The sequence below is a fragment of the Aquibacillus kalidii genome, from assembly GCF_014280935.1.
Taxonomy (GTDB): domain Bacteria; phylum Bacillota; class Bacilli; order Bacillales; family Amphibacillaceae; genus Aquibacillus_D; species Aquibacillus_D kalidii.
Genome location: NZ_JACLZI010000066.1, coordinates 113686 through 131636, shown reverse-complemented (window position 1 = coordinate 131636; position 17951 = coordinate 113686). Strand labels below are relative to the sequence as shown.

The following is a 17951-nucleotide window of genomic DNA, read 5'->3' as shown; positions in this document are numbered from 1 at the left end:
GATACTGGACCTATCGGACCTACCGGACCCACTGGGGATACTGGACCTATCGGACCTACTGGACCCACTGGGGATACTGGACCTATCGGACCTACTGGACCCACTGGGGATACTGGACCTATCGGACCTACCGGACCTGCGGGTGGATTATCCCAGTACGCTTATATTTATAATCTTGGTGCTCAGGTTGTGCCCATAGAGGCTGACGTCATTTTTGGTTCAAATGGAATCATTACACCTGGAATTACCCATACTCCTGGAACCTCACAAATTCTAGTTACCACTCCGGGAGACTACGAGGTTACTTTCTCGGTATCGGGTGTTCAACCAAACCAATTCTCACTATTTTTAAATGGTTCACCTGTCACAGAAACAGTCTATGGTTCAGGAGCCGGAACACAACAAAACAACGGTCAGGCTATAATCGCCGTGTCAGCTGGGGATGTTTTAACCCTTCGAAACCATAGTTCTTCTGCAGCAGTGACTCTTCAGACTTCAGCTGGAGGAACACAAACAAACGTAAATGCTTCTATTGTCCTTAAAAAGTTGAATGGATAAGTAAGCACTATAAAACTAGTGTGGGTTTGTATTAAAATTTAATCAAACAACCCAAAAGGATAGAAAAGAACATTTAAAGAACAAACTCGTAGGTTTGCAGAGTAGAAACGGTTTTTAATAATTTGTATATTCGAACAACTATTAATCCATCACCCCTCATTTTTTGTAAAAACATGAAATGAGGGGCAATTGCCTATTTATCATGAAATCAATTCCAAGATTATACACCATACAGTGCCGTTTGACATATCTTGAAAATAGCAAGATCAGGGATTAAAGGAGTTGATTATACATGATTACAATTAGTCTTTGCATGATTGTAAAAAATGAAGAGGACACTATCGCAAGATGTCTTGATTCAGTAAAAGACCTTGTAGATGAAATTATTATAGTAGACACAGGTTCAACCGATAATACGAAAGAGATTGTATCACAGTACACGGAACAAATTCTGGACTTCCAATGGATTGATAACTTTGCTGCGGCCCGTAATTTTGCATTTAAAAATGCCAAAATGGATTTCACCTTTTGGTTAGATGCGGATGATGTTTTAATGGAAGATGATCGCCAAAAATTTTTAAAGTTAAAAGAGGAACTTGACACAACCATTGATTCAGTCACCATGCATTATAATCTAAACTTAGATAAAAACGGAAAAGTAATTACAAGCCTCCGACGTAATCGCCTTGTAAAAAGAGAAAACAACTTCCAATGGCATGGGCCAGTGCACGAGTACTTGGAAGTTTGGGGAAATATTCTACACAGCGAGGTTGCTGTTACCCATTGCAGCATACATCACGACTCTGACCGTAATCTCCTTCTCTATGAAAACCGACTAAAAAACGGCGAACAATTCTCTCCACGAGACATATTCTACTATGCAAACGAATTGCTTGAACACGATAGGCTTGAGGATGCTATAAAATACTACAAACAATTTTTAGCAACAAATAATGGGTGGGTAGAAGATTATATTACTGCATGTGGCAGACTCGCCGATTGTTACTATGCAATAGGGGATTATGAGAACGAGCTTCATTTTATTTTAAAATCTTTTAAATACGACTCCCCTAGAGCAGATTTTTGCTGCAGATTAGGATACAGATTCCTTCATAATAACCACACTGATCAAGCTCTTTTTTGGTACAAACTGGCCACCCAACTCGAAAAGCCCATTGATAATTTGGGGATTATTAACCATGCATGCTGGACTTGGCTTCCGCATTTACAATTATGCGTTTGTTACTCACAATTAGGGAACAACACACTAGCCTACGAACATAATGAGATTGCCCGTAGATACCAACCTGATAATCCTAGTATTCTTCATAATAAGCAATACTTAGAGAATTTATTACAATAGAGTCGGTACCGTTTTAATTAGCAAAATCCTCTTATTCGTATAGAACAAAGATATATTCTTCTAATATCTTTGACTTCTATTAATTAGACATTAATTTTACTTTTACAACTTGTATAGCTATATTGCAAAGTTAGCTTAAATAAATTCTTGCACAAAGTCATCTAAAAATTAAGATCATTATTTCGAAGATGGTGACTACTGTGTAATACAAGAGTTGCTCCACTACCTATTCCTATCAAAAAATAATCATACTGTGTATTATAAATAAGCTTTCACAATCCGGCGCTTTTTCATAATAGGAATGCAATATAAGTTTAGCCAGAGTTTTAAGTGTACCCTTTGTAAAGGACATTTTAAAAAAGGTTATGCCACAAGATGATTTCTGTATTCAACAGGGGTCATCTTCTTTAAGTTCCATTGATAATGGTCAACTTCCTATTTTTAATAACCATTCACGTAATTTGTTTTTTTGATAGTACACCTTATTGTTAATTACAATATGCGGAATGCTTGGGTGTTCGGCAATCAAATGTTTTGCATCTTCCTTAGAAATACCGATAAAGTGATGAACATCACTCTCTTTAATTAGTTCGTGGTCATCATTTTCATCTAATGATTCTAAAATATTTTTTGAGTCAGGATTTTTAAAATTTTTTAATCCATCACCAATTAAATATCCTGCTATCACAATTCCTACTCCTAACCAAATCATTACAAATTCCTCCTTATTGGCTAATAATAGTGAAAAAGCATAGTTGCTCCTTCCAAATACGGCCCCCTATAAATTTTTACGAAATAGAAAAATATAAGTTTCACTATTGAATAATTCTGCACCATTAGTTTAAATGAAAAACTTCACAATATCAGAAATCTTCATACTAAAATCATAACAGAAAACAACGAATTGCTGTTCTTATTTACCAAAATTATGCCATTCATTGCTGCGCAGTAAGAGTCAAATGCGATAAACCGGTCATACTAAATAAGTGATCGTCTTTAATGAATTGTATTTAGTCACTAATATCGTTGTACTACAAAATAAAAGAGTTGTTTCACTACCTGTTTCGTTACAAAGTAATAGTGACTTTCCCTTTCCCTATTTTGAAAGCACCCCAATAGCTAGAACTCTAAAAGAGGGGAATCTATATTAAACAAGATTTTAGTATCAGCACAGATAAAGTATAATTGAGTATATTCTTTTATAATTTAATATAAATAAAGAGAGTTTTTATGTAATAAAACGGGCAATATGTTATGATACGTGTATGAAATTAGTTTGGGGGCGACCTTTGATGGAAAAGGAAATTATGACTATTTCACAAGTGGCTGAGTATTTGCAGTTAAGTGAGATGACTACATATAAATTAGTACAAGAAGGCAAGATACCCGGCTTTAAAATTGGACGGCACTGGCGAATTAAGCGTGATGATTTACACGAACTTATAGAAAGATTAAAAAATAGCGAGAGGATATAAATCGAAATCCCCACATCCAAGTGGGGGATTGTTAATTTTGATTCATTTCCGATTCTTTGCTCGGCTTTTTAGCAATTATTGCACACACAATGCCAAAGTAAACAACAATACCGGCGTATAGCTGCTGAATAGGTCAAATCCTATTCCAAAAGGTAATAGGCCAAAGGCAGAACCAATTCCCCCCCCATTGTAACTCCAAATCCATTAAGACTACCGATATACTTTCTACCAAAGTAGTTAGGCCATATAACGTTTAACCCGATTCTTTCAAAACCATTAAAAACATTATGCCACCACCATAATATTGTTTTATTAATAAAGTATTCGCATGAAAAACAGAAGGTCTAATTGAGTCCATAAATATAAAACTAGTTAATTTTACTTGCAATAAAATGATTAGTAGGTTGAAATACGTTAATAGGCACTTCCTATGTCTGGAAGTGCCATATTTTTGATGGTCTTTCTATAAATTTATTATAGTTTAAACCTCCATTATAATCGGTAAAATCATTGGTTTACGTTTTGTTTTATCATAAAGAAAGGGAGCGATTGTGTTAGTGATTTCATTTTTTATTTCAGACCACTGCGTTGTACGTCTTTCCAGTACTTTTTCTAAATGTGTCGAAACGATTTTTTGAGCCTCATTAATAAGATCACCAGACTCTCTCATATATACAAAGCCTCTAGAAATAATGTCAGGACCCGAAGCAATTTTAAATTCTTTCATATTAATACTTACTACGACTATTACTAAGCCCTCCTGAGATAAAATGCGACGGTCCCTTAATACGATATTTCCTATATCTCCAATGCCACTTCCGTCTACATAAATGGATCCTGATGGGATTCTACCTACAATAGAGGCCTCATTTTTACCTAGTGCAAGTACATCACCATTATCCATAATAAAGCAATCACTCGGGTCAACATCACACAATTGAGCAAGTTTAACATGCTCTTTTAGCATTCGGTATTCACCATGGATTGGCATGAAAAACTTAGGATTAATCAATCTTAACATCAGCTTTTGTTCCTGTTGTCCCCCGTGTCCTGATGAATGAATGTCATTTAATGGTCCGTGAATTACTTCTGCACCTGCACGATAAAGCTTGTCAATAATTCTGCTAACACTAACCGTGTTCCCAGGAATTGGAGAAGAAGAGAATACAACAGTGTCACCAGGTATAGTTTGGATTTGTCGATGTGTACCGTTAGCTATTCTAGAAAGAGCAGCCATTGGCTCTCCTTGCGAACCAGTGCATAGAATTGTAACCTCATGTGCTGGAAGGCGATTTATTTGCTGATGATCAATAAACGTATCTTTCGGAGCATTAATAAAACCTAATTCTAGTCCAATCGTTATAGATTTTTCCATACTCCTGCCAAACACAGCTACCTTTCGATTATACTTTACAGCCGCCTCTACAACTTGCTGTAATCTATACATATTAGAAGCAAAGGTTGCAAAAATTAATCTCCCGGTATCATTACCGTTAAAAATGTCATTAATACTTTCTCCCACAACACGCTCTGACAAAGTAAATCCAGGAACCTCACTATTCGTACTATCAGATAATAAACATAGTACCCCTTCCTTGCCTATCTCAGCCATTCTAGCTAGGTCTGCAGGTTCACCAACTGGAGTAAAATCAAATTTAAAGTCTCCAGTATGAACCACATTTCCAGGTGGTGTTTTAACTACAACCCCGTACGAATCAGGGATACTGTGAGTTGTTCTAAAAAAGCTAACTGAAGTTTTACGGAACTTTATTACATCATCTTCATTATAGGTATGAAGTTCAGCATTTCGTAAAAGACCATGTTCGTCTAGTTTATTTTTTATAAGCCCAATTGCAAGTTTACCAGCATAAATAGGGATATTTATTTCTTTTAAGAGATATGGGATACCACCAATATGATCCTCGTGCCCATGTGTGATAAATAACCCCTTTATCTTATCTTGGTTTTGCACGAGGTAAGTATAATCAGGAATAACGTAATCAATACCTAACAAATCGTTTTCAGGAAATTTCATCCCGGCATCTATTAATATTATTTCATCCTGGAACTGCACAGCATACGTATTTTTACCAATTTCACCTAGTCCTCCTAAGGCAAAAACAGCAGTTTGATCATTTTTTACAAATTTCATTTTAAGCATCTCCACTTCATCGTTTTTCATATTTTTTTTTATAACCTTTATAAATCTTTAAAATTAATTTCATTTTTTCGTTATTTGCATATCATTAGATACTTTCCATTCTGAATACAAGTTTTTAGTGATTAGTTGAACAGGAAATTCATTTGTAGACTGTTCACAACACTATATAAATATATAAAAGAAGTTAGAGTAGTTTTTCGATATATTTTTTAAATTTAATAAGGCTTGTAAAGAAAAGTATAGTAATTAATGTAAAAATACATTTTCAAGTATATTATGAATTAATATATTTTGAAATACAAACGCTTTAAAATTAATCACAATAAATATTTGTATTTATAATTAAATATAAATTGGTATAAATAAACATAACCAATTAGTTTAAAAGGAGATAACCAATTGAATTTAGTATCACCTTAATAAAAAGTAGAAAGTTTAAAAATAGGTGTACCTTTTGTAATTTTTTGGTAATATATAATGAAATAATAACGTTACAACAAAGTTTACAATAGTACAAACTACATAAGTTAAAGGGGGAGCTAGTAGTGAAAAATGTCCATAAATCCAAGCCAAAACACGGAAGAGTTATTGATAAGTTAACAGATGAGGAAGTAGGAAGCCTTAGAGAACTTCAGATAGAGTATGACGCTTTAGATCGTATTCATGTTGAGTGCCATACATTTGATGATTTTCAGAAATATCACGAATATATCAAAGAGCTGGAGCGGAAACGCCGAGATTTTTGGGAACCCATCTATAAGCGGAATAATGCTTCTTGGGATTGGCACATCTGCGGAGATGTAGTTAATGGTGTTGCATATATGATTAACTATGATGATCTTAGCGATTGAGCATTCAGTACCAGTCACCACCTGTGAATTTTCTATTTTACAGGTGGTTCACTTTGGGTGATTATTAATGGTCGTTCTAGTTCAGACTTATACTTTTCTTTTCCGTGTAGATATGTGATGTATTTTACCATGTTGAGCTACAATTTACGACAGTGATGAAAAGCATAAGTACTGTTGAAGTCCCTAGTATATCAATTAAGGATAAAAGGGTCTCTATTTGCTTTGTGCTTATTTAGTATTAGTGCCTGATTATTCTATCAATACTCTTACAACGTAGTAATAATCGGTCCTTCCTTTGTAAGAATAATCGTATGTTCGTATTGAGCTACATAGCTTTCTTCAGTTAGGAAAGTCCAACCATCATCGGATTGGTAGACTTCTTCTTCAAGGGTAGAGATAAACGGCTCAAAGGCTATTACCATGCCATCTTTTAAGATTTCATCATCCCAACGAGAGAAGAAATTTAAAATATGTTCTGGTTCCTCATGAATCGAGCGTCCAACACCGTGTCCAGTAAGATTTTTAATGACAGTTAAGCCATGCTGTTTCGCCACATTATGTACAGCTTTTCCGAGAGCACTTTTTTTCGAACCTGGTTTCGCCTTTTCAAGTCCGGCATCGAATGCTTCTTTAGCAACGTCACATATTTTCTGCAAAACTATCTCGCCCTTCCCAACTACAAAGGAAATTCCAGTATCTGCGAAGTACCCGTTTTTAGAACCTGAAACATCAATATTTACAAGGTCACCTTCTTGGATGGTCCTTTCCCCAGGAATTCCGTGTGCTACTTCTTTATTTATGCTAATGCATGTGTATCCAGGGAAATCGTATTCACCTTTTGGCGCAGATTGAGCTCCCGCGCTATCAAAAAGCTCCCTCGCAATTTCATCAAGTTCCTTCGTAATAACTCCAGGTTTAGTACATTGGACTAATTTATCTCGAATCTTCCCACAGATTTTACCAATTTCTTTTAATCCATTAAAATCTTCTTCAGTATTTGCTATCATCGCGCATCCTCACTTTTTTCTAAGATCATCATTCCGTTATGATCCTATCATAGTCTGAACAGCTTTTTCTTATACAAAACGGACACATATAAAGCATGATCCTTTATAAGGAATCGTGTCGTTTGTTTAAGAAGTCAAAATATAATTATTTACAGGAAACATTCCAATAAAATGCAAAAAAACTCTTATCTACCTTTGGTGTCATATTGTTTTCTGTACATGCGTTTTTCGTATAATTAAGCGAATTATAATTTAGAAATGCAGACAATGTTAATAATGCTAATACCATTAAGCAGAGTAAAAATAATTTTTTCCTCTTGATCATTTTATGCGAAACCTCTTTTCCCGCACTTTTAATATTATATTCAGTGTATACCATTATTTGGCGAAAAGGCCTTAATCGTTATCACTTTACTTTAGGCTTTAAGTTTAATCCAGCTTTGACAAACTATCTTTGCGTCGGATAACACATAAAATCGGAAAGTTGCAAGCAAAGCCACTAATGCAAAAACTTACTTTTCAAGGAAATAGTTAACACTTTTAAAAAACGCAACAAAAAAACCACCAATTATGTATTGGTGGAGACGGTGGGAATCGAACCCACGTCCAGAGATATCGCCACTCAAGCGTCTACGCGTGTAGTTGGTATATTAGCGATTCGCTCTCTCTTCCGCCTACCAACAGGCATCCAAGGAGCTAGCCTGATTAATCTCTTCTGTCCATCCCCAGGCGGAGGACAACAGCGTAGCCCACTTCAAGTTGAGACCCTTCTATCTACCACATGGGCGATGGTAGGAAGGATCCTTTAGTGCTACTTACGCAGCTGCTAAAGAGTAATTGTTTTCTTTGCCAGTTATTATTGGCGGTAACGTTTTAAGAGACGTAACCTCTACGCGCAACCTGAGCTCAATCTACCCCTGTCGAATCCGTAACGTCCCCATTATAAAATGAGTCGTGCGGAAAACAAGTAGTCAAGCACACTTGCTTATTTAATTGTCAATATCGCGATTAGCGACATAACCTATTATAACAAACCTACGTATTTTTTCAAGCAAACAGAACTGGTAATGTTTGTTACATATTATCTTTAATCGCCCGGTCAATATCACGTTTCGCTTGCTTCTGTTTTAAATCTTCTCGTTTATCGTACTTCTTCTTCCCTTTACCTAGACCTATTAGAATTTTCGCCACACCATTTTTAATGTACATCTTTAACGGCACTAACGAGTATCCTGCTTGTTGTGTTTCACCAATCAGTTTATCAATTTCCTTACGGTGAAGTAATAGCTTTCTGGTCCGTGTTGGATCATGATTGAATCGGTTTCCTTGCTCATAAGGAGAAACATGCATATTCATCAAGTAAACTTCTCCTCTATCAATACGCGCAAAGCTATCCTTTAAGTTAACTCTCCCGGCTCGAATGGACTTTATTTCCGTTCCTTTTAATACAAGACCAGCTTCATAAGTTTCTTCTATAAAAAAATCATGATTAGCTTTACGATTTTGTGCAATAACTTTCCCTTGACCTTTTGGCATAACTACTTCCTCCTAATGCTACGTGCCATTATTTTAACAGATATCAAGCCATGATTCCAACTAATTCGAAGCTTATTGAATAGACATGAATAGTTTTCATGTGAGAATATAAGGTAGAAAAAAATATAAACCTAAATTATTTCAGCTTTCAGAGGGGGAATATGATGGATAGCGGTCTTTTACAATTACGAAAATTAACCTTAGAGGATAGTCAACTAGTTCAACAAATGCACACCGATATAGAAGATGATTACATACTTACTATTTTCCCGGATTTAGTTAGTTCAGAAGCAAATGGCATGTTCGGGCTGTACTCTGACCAAGATTTACTAGCGATTGCAGGCTATACCCTGTTTCCAGGTGGATATGCGATGTTAGGTAGGTTACGCAGTGATAAACGTTTCCATTCTAAAGGGCATGCCACTGAAATTTTATCACAAATAAGAACACAGTTAGAAAGGGACCCAACTGTTAAGTGGATCGGAGCTAATACTAACATCAACAATAAACCAGCAAGACGGGTATTAGAGAAATTAGGATTTGATGAGGTTACACAGTTATATTCTCTAGCCGTTCAAAATCCAAACTTAATCGAAGGTCTAAATGGCCCAATTTGGAACAAAGTCGATTCCTTGGAAAAGAAGAAGAGCTTACTATCTAACTTATATGATAACGCGCTTGGTGTTTTCCCGTATGAATGCTACTACCCATTTCCTTATACGGAACAGTTAGTGACAGATGAGCATTTAAAGGATTCCCACTTTTTCCAAAATCATGATCAATCACGTTTCTTTATTATTAGAGATGATCAAAAACAAGATTGGTTTGCGCAGGTGAAATATTTTTGGAATGATCATTTTAAGCAGCCAGGTTTTTGGGAGACTATCTTTTATTATGTAGAACACCATCCAGAACAAATTCAGGGATGGGTAGAGTTCTCACTACAAGGGTATCAAAACATTCCCAATAAAGAAGCTTTTGAAAAGAGCGATGGCTGGGTGTTATACGGAAAGTTCAAAGAAAAATAGAGGCGATGAGGCCTCTATTTTCTTTTCTTCTTTTTACCCATTTTCTTTTTACCAGACCCTTTTGGTGGCTTGACCTTACCACGACCTCCACCAGCTGGTTTACCCTTACCTCTAGCTTTACTACCTTCAGAGCCCTTTGTTTTGATAACTTTCGGCCTACCTGGGCTGATACGTTCTTTCCGAGGTTTCATTCCGACTATCTCAAAATCAACGGCACGCTCTTCTATATTTACATTCGCAACCTTCACTGTAATTTCATCACCAATCCGGAAGATGTTTCCTGTTCTCTCCCCGATCATGGCGTAGGATCGCTCATCAAAGTGGTAATAATCATCGGTTAGATAGCTGACATGAACCAGACCTTCGACAGTGTTTTCAAGTTCTACAAATAATCCAAAGTTTGTTACAGAGCTGATTACCCCATCAAACTCTTCTCCAACCTTGTCTTGCATGAACTCAGCTTTCTTAAGGTCATCTGTTTCACGTTCTGCATCTACCGCTCCACGTTCCTTTTCAGATGAATGACGCGCAATTTCAGGCATTCTTTCTTTCCAATGCGCTCTTGTCTTTTCATCTAGTTGCTTATTTATTAAATAGGTGCGAATTAGACGGTGGACGATTAAGTCAGGATAACGTCTAATCGGCGAAGTGAAATGCGTATAGAATTCCGTAGCTAAACCAAAGTGTCCAAGGCCATTTGGATCATACTTTGCTTGCTTCATCGAGCGAAGCATTAGCTTAGATATGATCATTTCTTCTTGGGTTCCTTGTACTTCTTCTAACACTTTCTGCAAGGCCTGTGGATGGATCTCGTTGGATGTCCCTTTCACGACATACCCTAATGTACCGATAAATTCAAAAAAGCTTTGCAGTTTATCTGGACTTGGATCTTCGTGAACGCGGTGGATAAATGGAACATCCATCCAATGGAAATGCTCAGCAACTGTTTCATTGGCACACAGCATAAATTCCTCAATTAAACGCTCCGCTACAGAGCGTTCACGGATAGCCACATCAACCGCTTTACCGTCTTGGTCAACTAGCACTTTTGCTTCTTTAAAGTCAAAATCAATTGCCCCACGACCAAAGCGCTTCTGACGAAGAACTTCTGCGAGCTCTTCCATATCTTGAAACATTGGAACTAACTCGTTGTAACGCTCCATTAGCTTCTGATCTTTGTCTACTAAAATTTTGTTTACGTCATGGTACGTCATACGTTCATTTGTTTTGATTACACTCTGGAAGATATCATGGCTGACAACCTCACCTTGAGCGTTAATCTCCATCTCACAGCCTAAAGTTAGACGGTCGACTTGTGGATTTAAGGAACAGATTCCATTTGATAACCGGTGCGGAATCATTGGGATAACACGGTCAACTAAATAAACACTAGTTGCACGATCTGCTGCTTCCTTATCTATTGGTGAGCCTTCTCCCACATAGTAAGTTACATCGGCAATATAAACACCTAGCTTATAATTACCATTATCTAACTTTTTAACTGTAACGGCATCATCAAGGTCCTTAGCATCTGCACCATCAATCGTAACAATCATTTCATCTCGTAAGTCTTTACGGTTTTTTATTTCATCTTCATGAATTTGTTCTGGTGCGTTTGCCGCTTGTTCCAGTACCTCATCAGGGAAATCAATGGTAATCCCATTTTTGTAAATAATCGAAATAATATCAATTCCTGGATCATTTTTATGTCCCAGAATCTGAACGATTTCCCCTTCAGCACTCATTCGCGCTTCTGGATACTTTGTTATTCTTACAATAACCTTGTGACCATCTACCGCTCCATTATTTGCATTTTTAGGGATGAAAATATCATTCGGAATTCGCTTATCATCCGCGATAACAAAACCAAAGCTTCCGTTTGCATCATATGTACCGACTACTTCTGTAGTGGCACGTTCTAAAATACGAACAACTACGCCCTCAGGACGCTTTCCGTGTTCATCTCTTCCATCGATTCGGACTAATACTTTGTCATTGTTCATCGCTGACTGAAGATCCGCATGATTTATATAGACATCGTCCTGTGTTTCATCATCAGGAATTAAGAATGCAAAGCCTTTTGCATGCATTTGAATTTTACCTCTTACTAAATTCATACGCTCTGGAGGACCGTAACGGTTTTTTCTTGTCCTAACAAGCTCACCTTCATCTTCCAGTTCATTTAGCAGTTTCATTAGTATCGTAAATTCGTCTGCATCCTGTAAATTTAAAATCTCTTGTATCTCCTGAACAGATAAGGGCTTGTCGGCATTAATTTTAAAATAATTAACTATCTTCTCTTTAATATCGTTATGATTCAAGTGCTCACCTTCCTTTTCATAAAATGGATAGTAATATAAAAATAACGTTTACTACTATTATGGCTTAAGACCAATCCAATGATTCTAAAAATTGATAAATATCTTCATGTAGCTGTTCTTTTTCTTTATCCAACGTGATAACATGCCCTGAATTTTCGTACCACTTGATCTCTTTATGTTCTGCTTCCACATTATCATAGATAAAGTTTGCGCTCCCAGTATTAATCATTTTATCCTTGCGAGCCTGGACTACCATAGTAGGCGCATAGATTTGGTCGACTCCTTCTTTTACCTCTGTTATTAATCCACCCAGATCTTGAAAAAGTTGTTTCGAATCATCCATTAATTGCGCCACTTCACGGTCGATTGTTTCTTCATCTTTCTTTTCCAATTGCTTAAACTCCGTCGAGAAAGCTTTAAAACCTTTTGTAAGCTGTGCTTCATTGTCAAAAAACATTGGTGCACACATTGGAATAACACCTTTTATCGGATATGAATAAGCTAGCTTTAGCCCCAAGACTCCACCTAGCGATAAGCCTGCTACTGCTATTTCCTTGTGTCCCATGTCCTGTAAATACTGTAAAGCAGCTTGAACATCTTCCCACCACTGGTCAGGTGTGGATTGAATTAACTCCTCTGGTGGCGCCCCATGTCCACGATAGATCGGCGCATGACAGGTATAGCCCTTCCCTTGTAAAAATCGTCCAAGCATACGAACATCCGCTGTATGTCCAGTAAACCCATGTAATAGTAATACCGCTCTTTCCCCTTCTTCAAACGTAAAAGGCTGAGGAAGTTTAATTTTCATGCTGAATCCACTTTCCTTTCATTTCTATGTATTTGATTATTACTTTGGTTAATCGTACCAAAGTATTCACAAAACTTCACAAAGATTGCATTATTTCCTTTACATTATATGAATTTAATCATGCTAACAGATGAGCACTAATTTAGGATTTTCATTTATATGCCAAAATATTGGCTCTATCAGTTATGTAATACCCAAATAATGAAAAAATCCCTCACCATAGCAGCAAGGGATTCTTGTCCATTTTTTATTAAAAATGTTTCGTCATTAATTACAAAATATAACCAAGTGCAAACGTAAGAACGAATAACAGCACTCCAGTTACTAATGTTGCACGGTGAAGAACAGCATCAATTCCACGTGCTTTTTGTTTACCAAATAATTGCTCTGCCCCACCTGAGATAGCACCAGAAAGTCCAGCACTCTTCCCTGATTGTAAAAGAACTAAAATAATAAGAGCAATTGCATCAATCACTAATAAAGTAATCGCAACTCCTGCCATGTTGCGTACACCTCCTAGACGCGCTTATACATAATGATAGATTAGCATAACACCTAGTTGTTTAGCAAGTTAATTTTCTCTTTACACAAATAGATGTAAACGTTATCTTTAATGAGTTGATATAATTAATTTTTAAAGGGTGTGATTTTTATGGAACAAACAGAATCCTGGTTAAAAGCAAAGGATCAAACAAATATACACATTGTGAAGTGGTCAGACCCCTATACAGTTCCTAAAGCCATTATCCAAGTCTCGCACGGAATGGTAGAACATATAGAACGCTATAAAGATTTTGCTACGTTCTTAGTGGATCATAATATTTTTGTTTATGGAAATGATCATCGGGGTCATGGCAAAACTGGAGAGAAACAAGGTCATTTAGGTCACCTATCAGATATTAATGGGTTCGAGAAAACGAGTGATGATTTAGTTGACATAACGAAACTAATCCAAAAAGAACATCCCTCCACACCTATATTTTTGTTCGGGCATAGCATGGGGTCCTTTCTAGTACGTCGGTATATCCAAAAACACCATGGTTTAGTAAAAGGGGTTATCCTATCAGGAACAGGTTTTCAACCATCGTTTGTAACTATACTTGGTAAGGCACTTGCGAAACGCAACATCAAGAAAGTTGGAAAACGGACTGCGTCAAAATCATTAAATAAACTCGTATTTGGAAACTACCAAAAACATTTGCAGAATACAACAACGGAATTTGATTGGTTGAGCCGTGACAAAGAGCAAGTGCAAAACTACATCAATGATCCTTTCACTGGATTTATCCCAACAGCTACTTTCTTCTATGATTTATTTGACGGATTACATAGTATTCATCAGAAACAAAACATAGAGAAGATGGACAAAGACATTCCTATTCTATTTATAAGTGGTGAACAGGATCCCGTCGGTAATAGATCTAAAGGTGTTCTGAAAGTAATGGAACAATTTAATAAAATCGGTATGAATCATGTAGATCAAATCTTCTATCCAGAAGCACGCCATGAATTATTACAAGAGACAAATAAACACGAGGTCTACCAAGATGTTCTTGATTGGCTAAATGACCAAATAAATGAGAAGTAATTTTCCACTAATAAAATCCTTTGTTTAGAGCAAACGCATATGTAATATTGAGCAGACCAAAATCAAATTAGATTAGGTTTGCTTTTTTTGAATGAAACCAGTTATTCTGTAAGTTTTTTTAATATTTTCTTAAGGCAGCCAATTACTTACTCTTTTTTGTTTGTCCATTATTGATAGATTATGAAATATTTTGATTGATTTTGATTGAAAATTAAAAAGGGTTCCTTTATTATTTATCTGAAGCCCCTAAAATGCTCCACTTATATATATTTTTAAAAAGTACGTATCTAGTGACTAGTTTAGCAAAATATAAGGAAAAGCATTCGCCCTACATAGTCTGTATGTAAAATTTAAAAAAGGTTGGTGTCAATGTGATATATACATGTACTTTAAATCCTTCTGTGGATTACATTATTCATGTTCCTGATTTTCAGCCTGGAGATTTAAACCGCGGTGAGAAAACGTTCTATTATGCTGGCGGAAAAGGCATCAACGTTTCTCGTGTGTTAAAGCGCTTGGGAGTGGAAAACACTGCTTTAGGTTTTTTAGGTGGATTCACAGGTACTTTTATCAAGGATGAATTAACGAAAGAACAGATCACTACAGACTTTATTGAAGTTTCTGGTAATACACGAATTAATATGAAACTAAAATCAGGGCAAGAAACAGAAATTAACGGTCCCGGACCTGATATCAGTAAAGAGCAACTTATAAAGCTTTATGAACAACTTGATCAATTTCAAGAAGGCGATTTTTTAGTTGCTTCCGGAAGTATTCCAAATTCAGTACCAGATACGTTTTATAAGGAAGTTGCAAGTATTTGTGAGCAAAAAGGGATTCGACTCATTGCAGATACTTCTAGTCAAGCACTAAAGGAAGTAATCGGGTCAAAGCTATTCTTAGTGAAACCGAACCACCACGAATTAGGTGAGTTATTTGATACTAGGATTGATTCATTTGATGACGCGGTTCATTATGGGAAACAATTAAATCAAAAGGGCGCAGAACATGTCATTGTATCCATGGGTGGTGACGGTGCTGTTTATATTAGCGACCAAGTATGTATTTTTGCAACCGCTCCAAAAGGTGATGTAAAAAATACAGTTGGTGCTGGTGATTCGATGGTTTCAGGATTTTTATCCGCATTTGTCAGAGATGGGAATGCCGAAACAGCGTTCAAATATGCTGTTGCTACCGGTAGTGCTACCGCGTTTAGTGAAGATCTGTGCTCTAAAGCGGACGTAGAAAATCTATTAAAACAAATAAGTCTACAACAAATAGATTAAAGGAGGGTACACATGAACATCACAGACTTACTAAAAAATGACACGATTATTCTGGATCTACAATCCACAACTAAATCCTCCGTCATTGATGAATTAGTTAACAAATTAGATGAAGCTGGGCGTTTAAATGACAAGGAAGCGTATAAGGAAGCAATACTAGCACGTGAAGCACAAAGCACAACGGGTATCGGGGAAGGAATTGCTATCCCTCATGCCAAAACGGCTGCAGTTAAAACGCCCGCAATCGTATTCGGCCGCTCGAAGGACGGGGTTGATTACGATTCACTTGATGGACAACCTTCTCACCTATTTTTCATGATTGCCGCATCAGAAGGTGCAAATCAAACGCACTTAGAAACATTATCACGCCTATCTTCTTTCTTAATGGACAATGCTTTTCGAGAAAAAATTGAAAAAGCAGCATCTATTGATGAAGTGATGGCTGTAATTGACCAAAAGGAAAAAGAGGAATCCGAGGGGCAAGAAGAAGTTTCTTCTGACAAAGAAATATTCTTGTTAGGAGTTACTGGTTGCCCAACAGGTATTGCCCACACTTATATGGCTGCTGATAAATTAAAAGCTACCGCAAAAGAGATGGGATATGCCATTAAAGTTGAGACAAATGGTTCTGGTGGCGTTAAAAATCGTTTAACACCGGAAGATATTGAAAAAGCCGATGCCATTATTGTTGCCGCGGATACAAAAATTGAAACAGAGCGCTTTAAAGGAAAACCGCTCATTCAGGTTCCTGTTGCAAAAGGAATTCATGAACCTAAAGAATTAATCAAACGTGCTCTTCATAAAGATGCTCCTATTTATCAGGGTGGCGGAAACGGCTCATCTGATGAAGGTTCATCGAATGAGGATAAAGGCCGTAGTGGATTTTACAAACACTTGATGAATGGTGTATCAAACATGCTACCGTTTGTTGTTGGTGGTGGGATACTAATTGCCTTATCCTTCCTGTTTGGTGGTATTAATCCATCTGATCCATCCAGTGAAGACTACAACCGCTTTTCTGACATGTTAAACGTTATCGGTGGTGGAAATGCCTTTTTCTTAATGGTTCCAGTACTTGCAGGTTTTATTGCATCAAGTATTGCAGACCGACCTGGTTTTGCTCCTGGTATGGTAGGTGGTTTGATTGCCATCACAATATCTGGTGTTGAGGGAGCGTCTGGGGGTTCTGGTTTCTTAGGTGGTTTAATCGCTGGTTTCTTAGGTGGTTATGTCACTTTAGGTGTGAAAAAAGTTTTAGAAATACTACCATCCATGTTTGATGGATTAAAAACAGTTCTATTCTATCCAGTATTTAGTATCGGTATTGCCGGGATAATCATGTTACTAATTAATCCACCATTAACTAGAATATATACTGGTCTATCTTCATGGTTACAAGGACTTGGAGACACGAACTTAGTCCTACTAGGTATCATTCTAGGTGGTATGATGGCAGTTGATATGGGTGGACCGATTAACAAGGCAGCTTATACATTTGGTATTGCGATGCTGGAAGCTGGGAACTATAGCTTTATAGCAGCTATTATGGCTGGAGGGATGGTACCACCACTAGGTACTGCTCTTGCAACTACAATTTTTAAGAACAAGTTTACACAACAAGAACGCGATGCCGGTAAATCCAACTATGCGTTAGGGGCATTCTTCATCTCAGAAGGTGCCATTCCATTTGCAGCAGCAGATCCTGCACGTGTAATCCCTTCTGCTGTCATAGGTGCAGCGGCAGCCGGTGGTTTAAGTATGCTATTTAATATTGGCCTTAAAGCCCCGCACGGTGGTATTGTTGTAGCGGGACTTGTAGAGGGAAATGCATTACTATATCTATTAGCAATATTAATTGGTACAATAATTTGTGCATTTGCAATTGGCTTCTTGAAAAAGGACCTTAAAAAAGAGTAAAATTAGAGTGAATATTTTACCCGTACAAAAATTATAAATTATTTAGGAGGTT

Annotated in this window: 15 protein-coding genes, 1 other RNA gene and 1 pseudogene; 8 read left to right on the top strand and 9 right to left on the bottom strand. The window is 36.9% G+C overall.

All coding sequences use genetic code 11. From position 1 onward, the window contains the following. Together H7K77_RS20965 and H7K77_RS20960 are read left to right on the top strand one after the other, a co-directional pair. Positions 1 to 558 (top strand): BclA C-terminal domain-containing protein (locus tag H7K77_RS20965; protein WP_407926449.1); only part of this gene is annotated, 558 nt, incomplete at its 5' end. 292 nt (positions 559 to 850) lie between these two features. Then, on the top strand, positions 851 to 1921 hold the full coding sequence (locus H7K77_RS20960) for a tetratricopeptide repeat-containing glycosyltransferase family 2 protein (protein WP_186580969.1): 1071 nt from the start codon (positions 851 to 853) through the stop codon (positions 1919 to 1921). Between the two features lie 363 nt (positions 1922 to 2284). Here H7K77_RS20960 and H7K77_RS21865 read toward each other — a convergent pair. Beyond that, positions 2285 to 2344, bottom strand: a pseudogene (locus H7K77_RS21865) (hypothetical protein); the annotation flags it as partial. 4 nt (positions 2345 to 2348) lie between these two features. Beyond that, positions 2349 to 2633: a DNA-binding protein gene (locus tag H7K77_RS20955; protein ID WP_186580967.1), complete on the bottom strand. Its 285-nt coding sequence runs from the start codon at positions 2631 to 2633 to the stop codon at positions 2349 to 2351. Positions 2634 to 3213: 580 nt separating this feature from the next. Between H7K77_RS20955 and H7K77_RS20950 the strand changes: the two genes are divergently transcribed. After that, on the top strand, positions 3214 to 3396 hold the full coding sequence (locus tag H7K77_RS20950) for a helix-turn-helix domain-containing protein (protein ID WP_186580989.1): 183 nt from the start codon (positions 3214 to 3216) through the stop codon (positions 3394 to 3396). A 481-nt stretch (positions 3397 to 3877) separates the two neighbouring features. Here the strand turns inward: H7K77_RS20950 and rnjA are convergent, their stop codons facing one another. Next, positions 3878 to 5548 (bottom strand): ribonuclease J1, encoded by a 1671-nt coding sequence (gene rnjA, locus H7K77_RS20945; RefSeq protein WP_186580965.1) that lies wholly within the window; start codon positions 5546 to 5548, stop codon positions 3878 to 3880. A 554-nt stretch (positions 5549 to 6102) separates the two neighbouring features. Here rnjA and H7K77_RS20940 point away from each other — a divergent pair. Further along, positions 6103 to 6408 carry a hypothetical protein gene (locus H7K77_RS20940; RefSeq protein WP_186580964.1) on the top strand — a complete coding sequence of 102 codons (306 nt, stop codon included), beginning with the start codon at positions 6103 to 6105 and terminating at the stop codon, positions 6406 to 6408. A 266-nt stretch (positions 6409 to 6674) separates the two neighbouring features. Here the strand turns inward: H7K77_RS20940 and map are convergent, their stop codons facing one another. The 3 genes from map to smpB all read right to left on the bottom strand — a co-directional run bounded on the left by map (position 6675) and on the right by smpB (position 8951). Further along, positions 6675 to 7415 carry a type I methionyl aminopeptidase gene (map, locus tag H7K77_RS20935; protein ID WP_186580962.1) on the bottom strand — a complete coding sequence of 247 codons (741 nt, stop codon included), beginning with the start codon at positions 7413 to 7415 and terminating at the stop codon, positions 6675 to 6677. A 576-nt stretch (positions 7416 to 7991) separates the two neighbouring features. After that, positions 7992 to 8354, bottom strand: a transfer-messenger RNA (tmRNA) gene (gene ssrA, locus H7K77_RS20930). A 135-nt stretch (positions 8355 to 8489) separates the two neighbouring features. After that, positions 8490 to 8951 carry an SsrA-binding protein SmpB gene (gene smpB / locus H7K77_RS20925; RefSeq protein ID WP_186580960.1) on the bottom strand — a complete coding sequence of 154 codons (462 nt, stop codon included), beginning with the start codon at positions 8949 to 8951 and terminating at the stop codon, positions 8490 to 8492. 164 nt (positions 8952 to 9115) lie between these two features. On the opposite strand from smpB, the gene H7K77_RS20920 reads away from it, so the two are divergent. Beyond that, entirely contained in the window at positions 9116 to 9979 is an 864-nt protein-coding gene (locus H7K77_RS20920) for a GNAT family N-acetyltransferase (RefSeq protein ID WP_186580958.1), read from the top strand. A 14-nt stretch (positions 9980 to 9993) separates the two neighbouring features. On the opposite strand, the gene rnr is transcribed toward H7K77_RS20920, so the two are convergent. The 3 genes from rnr to secG all read right to left on the bottom strand — a co-directional run bounded on the left by rnr (position 9994) and on the right by secG (position 13610). Next, positions 9994 to 12300: a ribonuclease R gene (rnr, locus tag H7K77_RS20915; RefSeq protein ID WP_222599484.1), complete on the bottom strand. Its 2307-nt coding sequence runs from the start codon at positions 12298 to 12300 to the stop codon at positions 9994 to 9996. Positions 12301 to 12364: 64 nt separating this feature from the next. Continuing rightward, the gene (locus H7K77_RS20910) at positions 12365 to 13108 is read right to left on the bottom strand and encodes an alpha/beta hydrolase (protein ID WP_186580956.1); all 744 of its coding nucleotides are present in this window, start codon (positions 13106 to 13108) and stop codon (positions 12365 to 12367) included. A gap of 271 nt (positions 13109 to 13379) precedes the next feature. Continuing rightward, positions 13380 to 13610, bottom strand: coding sequence for a preprotein translocase subunit SecG (gene secG / locus H7K77_RS20905; RefSeq protein WP_186580954.1), 231 nt, complete (start codon positions 13608 to 13610; stop codon positions 13380 to 13382). 150 nt (positions 13611 to 13760) lie between these two features. Between secG and H7K77_RS20900 the strand changes: the two genes are divergently transcribed. From H7K77_RS20900 to H7K77_RS20890, 3 genes are all read left to right on the top strand, one after another. Beyond that, positions 13761 to 14696: an alpha/beta hydrolase gene (locus H7K77_RS20900; protein ID WP_186580952.1), complete on the top strand. Its 936-nt coding sequence runs from the start codon at positions 13761 to 13763 to the stop codon at positions 14694 to 14696. 371 nt (positions 14697 to 15067) lie between these two features. Then, positions 15068 to 15982, top strand: coding sequence for a 1-phosphofructokinase (pfkB, locus tag H7K77_RS20895; RefSeq protein ID WP_186580950.1), 915 nt, complete (start codon positions 15068 to 15070; stop codon positions 15980 to 15982). Between the two features lie 12 nt (positions 15983 to 15994). Beyond that, positions 15995 to 17899, top strand: a complete 1905-nt coding sequence (locus H7K77_RS20890) for a PTS fructose transporter subunit IIABC (protein WP_186580948.1) — start codon at positions 15995 to 15997, stop codon at positions 17897 to 17899. The last annotated feature ends 52 nt before the right edge of the window (positions 17900 to 17951 follow it).